The sequence below is a fragment of the Methylosinus sp. DMC45 genome (assembly GCF_056313885.1).
Genome location: NZ_JBQUZK010000056.1, coordinates 547,157 through 560,346 on the forward strand (window position 1 = coordinate 547,157; position 13,190 = coordinate 560,346).

The 13,190-nt window shown below is 67.2% G+C and carries 8 protein-coding genes; all 8 read left to right on the forward strand.

Going from position 1 to position 13,190, the window contains the following annotated elements:
• Positions 1 to 334 precede the first annotated feature (334 nt).
• The 8 genes from ACT53T_RS21710 (at position 335) to ACT53T_RS21745 (ending at position 13,142) form a co-directional block, all read left to right on the forward strand.
• Positions 335 to 1,381 carry an ABC transporter substrate-binding protein gene (locus ACT53T_RS21710; protein WP_476162782.1) on the forward strand — a complete coding sequence of 349 codons (1,047 nt, stop codon included), beginning with the start codon at positions 335 to 337 and terminating at the stop codon, positions 1,379 to 1,381.
• Between the two features lie 12 nt (positions 1,382 to 1,393).
• On the forward strand, positions 1,394 to 2,392 hold the full coding sequence (locus tag ACT53T_RS21715) for a FecCD family ABC transporter permease (protein ID WP_476162783.1): 999 nt from the start codon (positions 1,394 to 1,396) through the stop codon (positions 2,390 to 2,392).
• Between the two features lie 136 nt (positions 2,393 to 2,528).
• A complete protein-coding gene (locus ACT53T_RS21720) occupies positions 2,529 to 3,341 on the forward strand; it encodes an ABC transporter ATP-binding protein (RefSeq protein ID WP_476162784.1) in 813 nt (270 codons plus the stop codon).
• Positions 3,338 to 4,069, forward strand: a complete 732-nt coding sequence (locus tag ACT53T_RS21725; protein WP_476162785.1) for a hypothetical protein — start codon at positions 3,338 to 3,340, stop codon at positions 4,067 to 4,069. The genes ACT53T_RS21720 and ACT53T_RS21725 overlap by 4 nt, the downstream gene beginning before the upstream one ends.
• On the forward strand, positions 4,069 to 4,776 hold the full coding sequence (locus tag ACT53T_RS21730) for a hypothetical protein (protein ID WP_476162786.1): 708 nt from the start codon (positions 4,069 to 4,071) through the stop codon (positions 4,774 to 4,776). The genes ACT53T_RS21725 and ACT53T_RS21730 overlap by 1 nt, the downstream gene beginning before the upstream one ends.
• Before the next feature lie 171 nt (positions 4,777 to 4,947).
• The gene (locus tag ACT53T_RS21735) at positions 4,948 to 7,263 is read left to right on the forward strand and encodes a TonB-dependent receptor (RefSeq protein WP_476162787.1); all 2,316 of its coding nucleotides are present in this window, start codon (positions 4,948 to 4,950) and stop codon (positions 7,261 to 7,263) included.
• 165 nt (positions 7,264 to 7,428) lie between these two features.
• On the forward strand, positions 7,429 to 9,384 hold the full coding sequence (locus ACT53T_RS21740; protein WP_476162788.1) for an autotransporter assembly complex protein TamA: 1,956 nt from the start codon (positions 7,429 to 7,431) through the stop codon (positions 9,382 to 9,384).
• Positions 9,384 to 13,142: a translocation/assembly module TamB domain-containing protein gene (locus ACT53T_RS21745; protein ID WP_476162789.1), complete on the forward strand. Its 3,759-nt coding sequence runs from the start codon at positions 9,384 to 9,386 to the stop codon at positions 13,140 to 13,142. The genes ACT53T_RS21740 and ACT53T_RS21745 overlap by 1 nt, the downstream gene beginning before the upstream one ends.
• The last annotated feature ends 48 nt before the right edge of the window (positions 13,143 to 13,190 follow it).

The window sequence follows — 13,190 nt, forward strand, 5'->3', positions numbered from 1 at the left end:
AAATTCGTCAGTGCGCTGCCGATACGCGGGACTGGCCGCAGCTGTTCAGAAACATATGCGCCGAATATATCGACACGAAAGACAATGTCCCGGGGCGCTCGATGCGAGCCCGAAGGCTCGCGGTCCAATCCCCGGCCCAGGACCGCGAGCCTTCAGGCTCGCTCTTTTCCGACGATCGGCGGAACAGCAGGCCACCGCCTCGAATAGGACAGCCGAGGCTAGAATTTGGCCTTGCGCGGCGCAGCCTTCGGTCTCTATGGTCGCTATATATATAAGACGCATACATATCGGATGCGCCCTCCCGCCACCGCCGAAGGTCGAAAGGCCTCGTCCCATGCCATCGACATCCCGCCTCGCGCCCGTCCGCCTGCTGCTCTGCGCCCTGCTGGCGCTGTTCGCCTGCGCCCCGGCGCATGCGCAAACGCGCGAGGTCACGGACATGGCCGGCCGCAAGGTCGCGATACCGGCCGATCCCAAGCGCATTTTCGGCGCGGCGCCGCCGGTAGCGGTGACGCTCTACGCCATAGCGCCCGAGCGGCTGATCGGCATCAATGTTCCGATGCGCGGCGACGAGAAATCCCTCTATCGCAAGGAGGCGCTCGATCTGCCCGTGCTCGGCAGCAACGCCGGCATGGGCCGGCAGCTCAATCTCGAGGAGATCGCGGCGATGCGCCCTGATCTCATCATCGCCTGGCTCGGCTTCTATCAGGAGAAGGCGAAGGTGGTGGAGAGCTTCGCCAAGATCGGCGTTCCGGTGATCTTCCTGAAGCTCGACACGCTGGACGATTATGCCGACGCTTTCACCTTTCTGGGACAGGTCGTCGGACGCGAGAGCCAGGCCGCCGAAATGTCCGCCTATATTCGCGACGCGCTGGCCCGCGTGCGCGAGGCGACCGCCGATATTCCGCCGGCCGAGCGACTGCGCGTCTATTACGCCGAATCCGCCGACGGTCTCGCGACCGATTGCGACAAGAGCTTCCATACGGAGCCGATCGTCATCGCCGCGGGCGACAACATCTATCATTGCGAGCAGAGCTCGCATGTCGGCATGGACAAGATCAGCGTCGAGCAGATCGTCGCGCTGAAGCCGTCGCTGATACTGACGCAGGACAAGAGCTTCCCAGCGCTCGCCAAGAGCAGCGCGCTCTGGCGCAATGTGGAGGCGGTGAAGAACGGCCGCATCGTGAATGTCCCGCACGCGCCCTTCAACTGGCTCGATCGTCCGCCGAGCTATATGCGCGCGCTCGGAATCCAATGGCTGGCAAATCTCTTCTATCCGTCGCGCTTTCCGCTCGACGTGAAGGCGGAGACGAAGAAATTCTACCGGCTCTTTCTCGGCGTCGATATTTCGGACGCGGACTTCACCCGCATAATGGAGTGAGCGACGGTTCCGATGCGCCTCGCCCTTCTGCCTTTCCTGCTGCTGGCGGTCGTCGTTCTGGCGCTCTCGGTCGGACGCTATCCGCTCGCGCCCGCGGATATTTTCGCCTATCTCGGCGCCGTTCTGGGGCTCGTCGAGCTTCCCCCGGAGCGCTTCGATCTCCTGCATAATCTCATCGTCGAGATCCGCCTGCCGCGCGTGCTGGCGGCGGGGCTCATCGGCGCGGCGCTCTCGGCCTCGGGGGCGTCCTTCCAGGCGGTGTTCCGCAATCCGCTGGTGTCGCCGGGTATTCTCGGCGTGCTGGGCGGCGCGGGCTTCGGCGCGGCGCTCGGCATTCTGCTCTCCGGCGATTTTCTCACCATTCAGCTCTCCGCTTTCGCCATGGGGCTGGTCGCGGTCGGCGTCGGCGTCATCGTCGCCAATCTCTTCGGCGCCGCCTCCATGGTGACTCTCGTGCTCGGCGGCATGATCTCCGGCGCGCTGTTCACCTCGGCGCTGTCGCTCGTCAAATATGCCGCCGATCCTTACGATCAGCTGCCCGCGATCGTCTATTGGATGATGGGCAGCCTCGGCGCCGTCGATCTGAAGCAATTGCGCGGAGCCGCTCTGCCCATCCTCGCCGGCGTCGGCGCTCTGGCGCTGGCGGGCCGCGCGCTGGACGCGCTCTCCATGGGCGACGACGAGGCGCGCTCGCTCGGCGTGCCCGTGCATCTGACGCGCTATGGCGTGATCGCCGCAGCGACGCTGGTCTCCTCGCTCTCCGTCTCGCTCGCCGGCATGATCGGCTGGGTGGGGCTGGTCGTGCCGCATGTGGCGCGGCTCGCCATAGGGCCGACCAACAGCCGGCTGCTGCCGGCGAGCGCGCTGCTCGGCGCGATTTTTCTCATCGCCGCCGATTGCGTCGCCCGCAACATCACACGCGCCGAAATCCCGATCGGCGTCATCACCGAATTGCTCGGCATTCCGGCCTTCATCCTCGTGCTCGGCCGGGCGCGGAGGGCGTGGGCGTGAGGCAGGGGGCAGTGGAGCGCCCCCTCCTTCGCCCTCGCCCGCAGCGCGGGAGAGGGGGCGCCAGCGATAGGCGCGCGCGCCGTCTCGGCGCGGCGCGACGCCTGCCCCCTCTCCCGCATCGCCGCGAGGCCCAGTCGTGAGAGAGCCCCGCGCGACCGCGCAGCTGCAAGGCGTCGATCTGCATTTTTCGCGCGGCAAGCGCAGCGTGCTCAGCGGCGCGACGCTCGGCTTCGGAACCGGGGAGATCGTCGCCCTCCTGGGCGCCAATGGCGCCGGCAAGAGCACATTGTTCCGCCTGCTGCTCGGCTTTCTGAGCGCGAGCAGCGGCGAGGTTCGGCTCGACGGCGCGCCGCTCGCCTCGCTGTCGCGACGCGAGATCGCCAAGCGCGTCGCCTATGTGCCGCAAGGCCATGTCACGCCCTTTCCCTATACGGTGCGCGAGGTGGTCACGCTCGGCCGCCTGCCGGAGACCGGGCTTTTGCGCGCGCCCCGCGCCGAGGATCGCGAGATCGTCGAAAGCGTCATCGTCCGGCTCGGCATGGAGCGGCTGATCGACCGGCCTTATACGGAGATTTCCGGCGGCGAGCGGCAGCTCACGCTCATCGCCCGCGCGCTGGCGCAAGGCGCGCGCCTTTTGGTGATGGACGAGCCGGCGACGGGGCTCGACTATGGCTATCAGCTGCGGCTGATGCGGCATTTGTCCGATCTTTCCGCCGACGGCCATGGCGTGCTGGTCAGCACCCATCATCCCGAACATGCGATGCAGCTGGCGACGCGCATCGCTATATTGAACGAAGGCCGCATCGAGGCCGATGGCGCGCCGCGAGCGGTGGTGACCGCGGAGCGCATCTCGCGCCTCTATGGCGTCGAGGTGGCGGTGTTCGACGATCCTTTCGGCGCGCGGCGGCTCGCGCCCGTCGCCGGGCGCAATGGAAGGGCCGAAGGATGAAGCTCTATATGGGCTTCGACGACACCGACGTCGCCGGAGCGAAAATCGGCACCGGCCGGCTGGTGCGCATGTTCGAGCGCAAGCTTCCCGAAGGCGCGCGGCTCTGGGGCGCGCTTCGCCATCAATTGCTCGTCGATCCGCGCATTCCCTTCACCTCGCACAACAGCCCGGCCTGCGCCGTTGTGGAGATAGAGGACGAGGCGCTGATCCCTTCCCTCGCCGCCCGCGCCATCGCCCATATCGCCGAGCTCGCCAGCGACGGCTCCGACCCTGGCCTCTGCATCGCGCGGGAAACCGACGATCTCTCCGAGATCATCGAATTCGGCCTCTCCTGCACGCATGAGATCGAGACGCAAGATCATGCGCGAGCAGTCGCCGCCCGCGCCGGCGTCGAGCTGCTCGGCCTCGGCGGAACCAATGACGGAATCATCGGCGCGCTGGCCGCCGTCGGCCTCTCCGCCTATGGCTGGTGCGGCCGCTTTCTGGAATATGGAAGGCTGCGCCGCCTGCCCGATCCGATCTCTGTGACGGCGCTGGCCGAGGCCGGCATAGAAGCGACGGCGATCGACAAATATGCACGCGCGCTCGATGCAGAGGCGCTGATTCATACGGGCGGCTGGCTGTCGCCGCGGCTCTGGGGCGGGCGCGCCGTCGCGCCGGTGGAGGAGAAGGACGGCCGCCTCATCGCCATTGGCAAGCGTCCGCGCGACGCCGAGGTCGCCGACTGATGCGCCTCCTCATCGGCATCGACGACACGGACGGCGCCGGCTGGGCGGCCAGCACGGCGCGGCTGGCGCGCGAATTCGGCGACACGCTCGCGGGCGAGACGCGCTTCATCGGCTCGGTCGGCCATATTCTCTTTTCCGGCGTGACGGCGACGACCAATAACAAGGCCTCTTGCCTCGTCGTCGAGAGCGCGCGCGCCGACGCCGCCGATTTTCTGCTCGCCCAGGCCGCCGCCTATGTGGAGGCCAATGCGGCGCCCTCCAGCGCGCCGGGAATCATCGTGGCCGGCGCGGAGGCGGAAGCTCTCGTCGTCTTCGGCCGCGCCGCCAGCCGGCGCGAGATCAGCGCGGAAGAGCTCGCGCCTGTGCTCGGAGGGCTGCGCGCCGCCGGCCTGCGCGGAGGCCGCGGCCTCATCGGCGCGGCGGCGGCGGTGGGGCTGACGGCGCGCGGATGGTCCGGCCGCTGGCTCGAATTCGGCGGCCTGCGTCGGCTCGGCCGCGCCGTGCAGGCGCGCGAGCTGAGAGCGCTCGGCATTTTCCTCGTCTCGCTCGAAACGGACGCCGAGGCGCCCGCGCCCGACGATTGGATCGACACACATGGCCGGCTGCGGCCGCAGCTCGCCGCCGGCCGCGCCGTCCTGCCGTTGCGCCGTATCGGCGAAGGAATGTGGGAGGCGGCCGGCGCCGAGCCAATGAAGAAATCTCGATAGCGAACGAAACTACACGCCCTCTATATCGCGGATGATGACGGTATTTGCGCCGTTTTGCCGTCATAATAGACTTGCCGTCACGCCTACGCCTATTTACGTAATTGCGTTACATCACGAATCGAGCGGCGGGCGAGCGGCGCGTCGGCCGGGGGCGGCAAAAGGCTGACAGCAATGACGATGTTCGCGCGCGAGAGACGCGGCTCCTCCCTTCTTCTCGGCGGCGCATCCTTGGCCGCTCTGCTCGGCGCCGCCCATGGCGCCGGCGCGCAGAGCTTCACCCCGCTGCCGGAAATCTCGATCGGCGCAGCGCCCGCCACGCCGCCCAAAAAGCCCGAGAGCTCTATTCTCGGCTCCGCCTCCGACACATCGACCGCCTATGCCGCCGATGCGCGCGGGCTCGATCTCGCCAGCGGCGGCGGCGGCTCCAATCCCATCCGCGGCATTTCCTGGCTGCCCTCCGTCGATGCGCCGGCGATCGATCCTTACGGCCTCGCCAATATGGGCGGCGGCAACAAAGGCATTCGCATTCGCGGCGAGAACAGCCAGCACGGCAACAGCATCGGCACGGTGGACGGACTGCCGCTCTCCGGCATCAATCCCGGCCCCGGCGTCACCTGGCTCATCGACAATGAGAATCTGAGCCGTATCGTCCTGCACCAAGGCCCCATGCCCTCCGACGTGAATTCCTATTTCACCGTCACGGGCAGCTTCGACAGCCAGATTCGCTGGCCCGAGAAGAAATTCGGCGGCGAGATATCGCAGAGCGTCGGCTCCTTCTCCTTCCTGCGAACCTTCGCCCGCATCGACTCGGGCGAGATATTGAACGGAACCACCAAGGTCTTCGTCTCCGGCTCCTTCACCGACGCCGACAAATGGCGCGGCTCCGGCAAGGACCCGCAAGGCAAATCCGGCTTCGCAGTCGGCATAGACACCAAGCCGGTCGACTGGCTGGAGGCGAAATTCTTCGCCGCCAAGAGCAGCTTCGACGAGCACAGCTACGCCGGCCTCAATTTTCAGCAGGCCAGCAATCTCGGGGCCTTCCGCCGCTTCGACTTCGCCGCCATTCCCGGCGTCGCGCCGACCAATTACTACGGCTACAATCTCCAGCACTTCGACTCCTGGACGGCCTTCTCCGAGATCGCCATCAATCTCAACGAGACGACGCGCTTCGTCGCCAAGCCTTATTACTTCCGCGAGGACGGCTATTATCTCGACGGCCAGGCCAATGGCCGCATCCGCAAATGGCTCATCGGCCATGATATGTGGGGCGTGGTGAGCGAGGCGCAGACGCGCGTGCTCGATACGGACGTCAAGCTCGGCTATTGGCATGGCGTGCAGAACGCCCCCGGTCCGCCGACGGCCTGGGAGACCTTCGCCCCCAATGCGCTCGGCGGCCTCACCGGCGCCAACTGGTCGATCCTCGCCCAGCAGACCTCGCCCCATACGTTCGACGCCGCCTATGGCATGGCGAGCCGCGACTTCGGCCCGCTGCATGTGGAAGCCGGCGCCCGCTATGTCTGGGAGCATATGCCCGGTATAAACGCCTATAATTCGACCGGCATAGGCGATGTGACTCTGGATACGGCGCTGGCGATGTCGGGGAGCGTCATCCTTCCCAATCGCAGCGTGACACCCTTCACCATCGGCACCTTCCTTCCCTATGGCGCGCTCAGCTATCGTCTGACCGACGATCTGCTGCTGAAATTCAGCGGCGGCGGCGGCTATGGCGGACCGGGCTACGACGCCTTCCCGACCTCGCAGCAAAATGCGCCGGCTTTCGCCGCAGCCGGCATAACGGCCAATCAATTGTGGCATTCGATCCGGCCGGAGACCTCGACGCAGCTCGATCTCGGCCTGCGCTGGTCCTATTCGGGCGCCTATGGCTCCGGCTTCATCGAGCCGACGGCCTATTACTCGCGCAACCACAATAAGCTCGTCTCCTATGATCCCGGCATAGGCGTGCCATTCGGCCAGAATGTCGGCGAGAGCCAGAGCTATGGCGGGCAGCTGATCGCCCATTACGATCCGCTGGAGAAAGTCGGCCTGTTCGCGTCGCTCGGCTATCAGCGCGCGGAATTCGTGCAGAATCTGCCGATACTGCCGACCGCCTCATCGGCGATCTATTGGGGAACGCGCGTCGTCGGGCGGCAATTGCCGGATGTGCCCTATTGGATCGCGACCGTCGGCGGCGACCTGCGCATAGAGGAATTCACCATCACGCCGGTCCTCCATATCGTCGGCTCGCGCGCCGGCGACACATCCGGCTTCCAGCCGATCGCCGGCTATTCGACCCTCGATCTCACCGTGAAATACGAGCACAAGATCGATTGGGGAACGATCACCGCCAGCATCACCTGCATGAACATGTTCGACACCGCCTATATCGGCCAGATCAGCAATGGCTATTATCAGCAGACGTCGAGCAGCGGCATCTACTTCCCCGGCGCGCCGCGCACTGTGATCGGCAAGGTCGGCTTCAAATTCTGACCTGCGCGAGGAGGGCGCGGCGCCGACGGCCGCGTCCCTCTCCGAGCCGCATTAAGACCCGCTTAACCATAGGTTGTATCGTTAAGCTTAACGCGATGGACCGCTTGCAAGGCTGCGCTTATGGTGCGGCAATCCTCGGTTCGGGTCGTTGGCGAAGTGAAATACGTGAAGCGTTTTCTGGGCGTGACGGCGCTCTTGGCGTTCGGCGGCCTGGGGGCAGGCTCTCCCGCCCGCGCATTCGATTTTTTCGGCCTCTTCGGCGCCGCCGAGGAGACGCCGGAGCCGAGCCGCGACGCCCTGCCCTATAAAATCGAATTCGCCGGCCTCGACGAGGCCGAGGGCCTCGCGCGCAATCTGCAGGACGTCTCCAGCACATGGCGGCTGCGGCTGCAGGCTCCGCCCACGGGGGCCGGCGTCGCGCGACGCGTCGTCGCCGATTTCCCGCGCCTCGCCGAAGCGCTATGGGCGAGCGGCTATTATGACGCGGAGATAAAGGCCACGGTCGCCGGCGTTCCGGTGCGGCCGGACGGGCATGGCGCCGACGCCGCTGCAGCGGCGGCCGAGCGGCTGCGCGGCCAGGCGCTGGCGCCCATCCGCATAGAGATCACGCCCGGCCCGCTGTTCCATTTGCGCAAGGTCGTCCTGCTCGACGCGCGCAGCGGCAAGCCGCTGGACGAAGCGCTGCTCACGAAAAAATCGCTGGAGCGCGACGAGGAGGAGCCGGCCCGCGCCGCGGCGCTGCAAGCCATGCAGGCCGGCTGGATCGACGCGCTGCGCGCCAATTCCTATCCGCTCGCCAAAGTGGCGACCGCGAAGCCGACGATCATCCATCCCGAAAAGGCGATGGATGTGGTGGTGACGATCGATCCCGGCCCGCGCGCCGGCATAGGCGAAGTGAAGACCAGCGGCTCGCCAGGCATAGACGACGAGGTCATTCGCTCCTACATCTATCTGGAGCAGGGCGAGCCCTATAGTCCGAAGAAGCTCGCCGAGCTGCGCAAATCCATCGGCCGTCTCGAGGCGGTCGGCTCGGTGAAGGCGGAAGACGGCGAAAAGCTCGACGCCAATGGCGATCTGCCGATCTTCGTGCAGACCAGCGAGCGCAAGCCGCATGCGGTGGGCGCGGACGCTTTCTTCTCCAATGTCGACGGGCCGGGCCTGCGCGCCTATTGGACCGATCGCAATCTCTTCGGCGGCGCCGAGCGGCTGCGCTTCGATGTCGAAGGCGGCCTCGCGCCTTTCGGCAGCTCGGCGCGCTACAACGGCCTCTCCTCCATTCGCCTCGAGGACGTCATCGGCCGCGCCAAGGCGAGCTTCGTGAAGCCGGCGCTGTTCGGCTCCCGCAACGATCTGCTGCTCGACGCCGGCTTCGTGCGCGAGAAGACCGATTATTACTGGGCCAATTACGGCAATGGCTCGGCGGCGATCCGCCATCGCTTCAGCGATACGGCCTCCGTGCAGGCGGGGCTCGAATTCGAGCGCGGGCATACGTTCGACGCCTTCGGCCCGCATGATTATTCGCTGCTCGGCTTTCCGCTCTCGGCCAATTACGACGGAACCGACGATCTGCTCGCGCCCACCAACGGCTTTCGCGCCATCGCCAATGTCACGCCCTATGTGAAGGCCTTCGGCGACAGCGTCGGCATGGTGCAATCCAAGACGCAGATCACCGGCTACAAATCGTTGGACGAGGACGGCTGGTATGTGCTCGCCGGCCGCATGGCGGCGGGCTCCATCGTCGGCGCGAGCATAGAGAATATTCCGGCGAGCCATCGCTTCTTCGCCGGCGGCGGCGGCTCGGTGCGCGGCTATCGCTATCGCTCGCTGAGCCCGGACGCCGGCCTCGGCTTTCCCGTCGGCGGACGCAGCCTGCTCGAAGGCTCGGCCGAGGCGCGCATCAAGGTCACGCGCGAGATCGGCGTCGTTCCCTTCTACGACATCGGCTCCGCCTTCTCGTCACCGTATCCCGATTTCCGCTCGTCCATGCGCTCGTCCGTCGGCATAGGCCTGCGCTATTACACCGGCATCGGCCCGGTGCGTCTCGATGTGGCGACGCCGCTCGGCCGGCGTCCGGGCGAGAATAAATTCGCGATCTTCATCGGCGTCGGGGAGTCGTTCTGATGCGCTTTCGCCGCATTCTCGCCTATGCCTTCGGCGCGCTGGCGCTGCTCTCCGTCGCCGGAACGCTCATGCTGCGCATGCAGACGCGCACGGGCAAGAGCTTCCTCGCCGATCTCGTCTCGCGCGCCGCCTCCTCCGCCGATATGAAAGTGGAGATCGGCGCCTTCGAGGACCCGCTGTCGGCGCATCCGCTGTTGCGCGACATTTCCATCGCCGATAGGGACGGCCCCTATCTGAAGATCGACCAGATCGCGCTGGACTGGTCGCCTTCCGCGCTGTTCTCGCTGCGCGTCGATATAGAGAAGCTCGCCATAGGCGCGATCGACATGGCCCGCCTCCCGGCGCCCGCTCAGGCTGCGACGGCGACGCCGAAAAACGGCGGCGGCTTCTCGCTCCCCGATCTGCCCGTTCGCATCCGCCTCGGCCGGCTGGCGCTGGAAACCCTGTCGCTCGGCGCGCCCGTTCTCGGAACCGCGGCGAAGTTCGCCGCGACCGGCGAGGCGTCGCTCGACAAGGGCGCGCATCTTGCGCTCGACATTCGCCGGCTCGACGCGCCGGGCGCCATTACGGCGAAAGCCGATGTCGCGGCGGGCGGCCAGAAGATCGCGCTCGCCCTCACGGCGCAGGAGCCGGAAGGCGGCGCCATCGCCCGCCTCGCCGCTCTGCCCGGCCTGCCGCCCGTCGATATTGCGCTGACCGGCGAAGGCGCGCTCGACGATTTCGCCGCGCATCTTTCCGCCAAGGCCGGAGAGAAGATCGGCGCCGAAGGCGCGGCGCATGTCATTCGCAAGGATGCGGCGCGGCGGCTCGATTTCGATTTGGGCGTGCGCCTCGCCCCGCTGCTGCCGCCCGCCGCCGTTCCGCTGCTCGACGGCGTGACGCAGCTCGCCGGCTCCGCCACTCTGCGCGACGATGGCGCGCTGGAAGGCGATATCGCCATACGCAGCCGCTTCGACGCTGCGCCGCGCCCGCTCGATCTTTCGATCGCGCTGAAGGGCGTTCCGAAAGACGAGCGCGTGAGCGCGACTCTGAGCGGAACGCTGGCCGTTCCGTCGCTCGAAGCGCCTGCGCTGGAGAAGCTGCTGGGCGAGCGCGTGACGCTCGGCGGCGCGGTCGCCTCGCTGCCCGGCGGCGGACTGCGCTTCGACGGGCTCGAATTGCGCGGCGCGCATCTCGCGGCAAAGATCGACGGCGCGGCGATGCGCGAGACGCTCGACGTCGGCGCGAAGGTCACGATCGCCGATCTGAAGCCCGCCGATCCGCGCCTCTCCGGCCGCGCGGAAATCTCCGTGAAGGCGACCGGCTCCGCCGACAAGCCCAACGCCGATTTCGAGGCGCTGCTCAGCGGCGCGCATCTCGACGGCCATGCGATCCAAAAGCTCGCGCTGCACGGCGCCGCGCGCGATCTCACCGGCGCGCTCGTCGCGACCGCGACGCTGGACGGCGCCATAGACGGCGCCCCGGCGCGCGGCAAATTGAACGTCGCGCATAAGGACGCCGGCTGGGCGGCGAACGACCTCGATCTCTCCGTGGGCCGCGCGACTCTCCGCGGCGCGCTCGCGCTCGACGCACAAAAGCTCGCCAGCGGGCGATTCTCTCTCGCCGCGCCCGATCTCGACGATCTCTCCGCGCTCGCTCTGCGCAAGCTCTCCGGCGCGCTGAAGGCCGACATCATCCTCGACGCTTCGCAGGGCGCGCAGAACATATCGATCGACGCGCAGGGAACGCGCATTCGCGCCGCCGACGCCACGATCGAGAAGCTCGGCGCCAAGCTCTCCGGCCGTGATCTGCTGCGCCGACCGTCGCTCGACGGAAACATCGCCGTCGATGCGCTCCATATCGGCGGCAAGACCATCTCCAAGACGCGCCTCACCGCCACGCCCGCCGGCGCCGCCACTGCGCTCGACCTCACTGTCGATGCGGAAGGCTTCGCCATTGCGAGCCGCTCCACGCTGACGCCGGGCGAGAAGACGCGACTCGACATTCAGTCTCTCTCGGCGCAGCGCGCCGGCAAGCGCATCGCCCTCGCGGCGCCGGCGAGCGTCACGCTCGGCGGCGGCGCGGTGGAACTGAGAGGATTGGCGCTCGCGCTCGGCGCCGGCCGGCTCGACATTGATGGAACCATCGGCGAGCGGCTCGATCTCACCGCGCGCGCGCGCGCCGTTCCGCTCTCCATCGCGTCCATCGCCGACGCCAGCCTGGCGCTCGACGGCGCATTGGACGCGGAGGCGCGCATCACCGGCGACAAGAAATCGCCGAGCGGCGATTGGAAGATCAAGATCGCCAAGCTCTCCGCGCCGCAATTGCGCAGCAATGGCCTGCCGCCGCTGGATATGGACGCGCATGGCGCGCTCGCCGGCGCGCGCACGAGCCTTAACGCCAATATCGCGCTCGGCGCCGGTGGGCGCTTCGCCATCACCGGCTCGGCGCCGATCGACGCCACTGGCGCGCTGGATTTGAAAGTGAAGGGCGAGGCGGACGCCAAGCTCGCCGACACGGCGCTCTCCGCCAATGGCCAGAGCCTGCGCGGCAAGGCCAATGTCGATCTGCGCATCGCCGGCTCCATCGCCGCGCCGGCGATCGAAGGCGGCGTGACGCTCGCCAATGGCTCCTTCTCCGATCCGCTGAACGGCGTCTATCTCGACCACATCGACGCCAAGCTCGACGGACATGGCCGCGAGATCGCCATCACGCGCCTGACCGCGCTCACCAAAAATGGCGGGCAAATCGCCGCGACCGGCAAAATCGCCGTCGAGCCGCAGGCGGGAATGCCCGGCGCCATTCGCATCAAGGCCAAGAATGCGCAGCTCGTCAGCAGTGATCTCGCCTCGGCGACCGCCGATCTCGATCTCGACATAGGCGGCCCGCTCGCGCGTTCGCCGAAGGTCGGCGGCCGCGTGACGCTGACGACGATGGAGGTCAACGTCCCCGATCGCCTGCCCGCCTCCTTTCAGGCGCCGCGCGGGGCCGTGCATGTTTCGCCGCGCGCTTTCGCCAAGGAGATGCTGGCGCTGGAGGCCAAGGAGAAAGCGCGCGCCGCAAAGCGCTCGCCCTTCGACGCGACGATCGATCTCGCGCTCGCCGCCCCCAATCGCATCTTCGTGCGCGGACGCGGCATAGACGCCGAATTCGGCGGCGAGCTGAAACTGAGCGGCACGATCCAAAAGCCGGCCGTCAACGGCGCTTTCGATCTGCGCCGCGGCAAGCTGCAATTGCTGACCCAGCGTATCGATCTCACGCGCGGCAAATTGAGCTTCGCGGGCGGCCTCGTTCCGCAGCTCGATTTTTCCGCCGAGACGACCGCGGGCGACGTCACCGCCAAGATCGGCGTCTCCGGCCCGGCCTCGCTGCCGAATTTCTCCTTCTCCTCCTCGCCGGAGCTGCCGCAGGACGAGGTGCTCTCGCGCCTGCTCTTCGCCAAGGCGTCGGGCTCGCTCTCCGCCTTTCAGGCGCTGCAGCTCGCAACGGCGCTCGCGCAATTCTCCGGCGCCGGAACCGGCGTCGACGCTTTCGAGAAAATGCGCAAGGCGCTCGGCGTCGACTCGCTCGATCTCGAGGCCGGCGGCTCCAGCGGGCCGACGGTCGGCGCCTCGCGCTATATTTCCGACAATATCAGCGTCGGCGTGCGCACGGGCGCCAAGCCGGAGCAAACCGCCGTCAGCGTCGGCGTGGACGTCACCAAGAATGTCCGCGTGAAGGGCGAAACCAAGGTCGACGGCAAATCCTCGCTCGGCGTCGGCGTCGAATGGGAATATTGACGGAGCGCCGCTATTCGCAAATGATGTTCCGCGACCGCGGCCGATAGG

What these genes read in the sequence shown, in the direction of transcription:
- ACT53T_RS21710 (WP_476162782.1), top strand. Translation starts at nt 335, where the DNA reads ATGCCATCGACATCCCGCCTCGCGCCCGTCCGCCTGCTGCTCTGCGCC.
- ACT53T_RS21715 (WP_476162783.1), top strand. Translation starts at nt 1,394, where the DNA reads ATGCGCCTCGCCCTTCTGCCTTTCCTGCTGCTGGCGGTCGTCGTTCTG.
- ACT53T_RS21725 (WP_476162785.1), top strand. Translation starts at nt 3,338, where the DNA reads ATGAAGCTCTATATGGGCTTCGACGACACCGACGTCGCCGGAGCGAAA.
- ACT53T_RS21730 (WP_476162786.1), top strand. Translation starts at nt 4,069, where the DNA reads ATGCGCCTCCTCATCGGCATCGACGACACGGACGGCGCCGGCTGGGCG.
- ACT53T_RS21735 (WP_476162787.1), top strand. Translation starts at nt 4,948, where the DNA reads ATGACGATGTTCGCGCGCGAGAGACGCGGCTCCTCCCTTCTTCTCGGC.
- ACT53T_RS21745 (WP_476162789.1), top strand. Translation starts at nt 9,384, where the DNA reads ATGCGCTTTCGCCGCATTCTCGCCTATGCCTTCGGCGCGCTGGCGCTG.